This window comes from Spirosoma utsteinense (assembly GCF_014282275.1).
Lineage (GTDB): Bacteria > Bacteroidota > Bacteroidia > Cytophagales > Spirosomataceae > Spirosoma > Spirosoma utsteinense.
The window spans coordinates 1-808 of record NZ_VFIA01000168.1 but is presented as its reverse complement, the minus strand read 5'-3'; the positions used below and the strand labels follow the sequence as shown (position 1 = coordinate 808).

Sequence of the window (808 nt, the reverse complement as noted above, 5' to 3'; positions counted from 1 at the left end):
GTCTTCTCCGCCGTAGGGCGAGGCAGCGTTCCATTTGTCCTTCATGCCGATGGGGATAACGGCTTCGTTGGTCAGGGGCATGCCCAGGCGTGATACCTGCACGAACTTGCCGTCGTTGCCAATGTCGGCACCTGCGTAAAGTGTCTGAATCATCTGCCGACTAGCCGACGCCCATACGCCGATCACATAATCAGGATCAAGAATAGTGGCGGCCTGTGCCACGCTTTTGCCATCTTTCTGCAACAGGTTAATCGGCACTTTGATGGCAATCGTATGCACATTGAACCGGTTGAGGGCATCCTTCGGGGAGTTGACGGCATTGCCTTCGGGCCGGAAATTACCCACGTCGAACGCGCCCGCCAGATCGACAAAGAACGGGTCATCGACCGGTCCGCAGAACACTTTCTCGCCCGTGCTGGCATTGGCGATGGCCTGCTGGGCCAGGGCGTCGTAGGACGATGCGCCTAAACCAACCGTTTTGTCTTCAATACTGCGGGGACCTACGTTGGCGGGCGGCACAACACCGTTCGCTACGATGGTGGTGAATGTATTGCCACCGTCTGTGCTCTTTTCGCATTTATAGGTTGTCTTCAGGTTTTGCTGACCCAGACGAATGTAAAAGAAGGTGGTAGGGTCCTGATTCACTTTCGAAAAGGTAAACCGGTAGGTGATGTCGTCACCCGCCGTGGAGGCTTTATTCTTGATATGGATTTCATAACGAACGTTGGTGCCGAAGTCGTAAAAGTTGGGGGCACCGTCCGGTGATTCAAACGGAATGTAGTTCGCAATAATCGTGATGGTGTTCGGG

1 protein-coding gene is annotated in these 808 nt (G+C 54.3%); it reads right to left on the bottom strand.

Translation table 11 applies throughout. From position 1 onward, the window contains the following. Positions 1–808: DUF4331 domain-containing protein (locus FH603_RS28305; RefSeq protein ID WP_186742771.1), on the bottom strand; the 808-nt coding region annotated here is incomplete at both ends.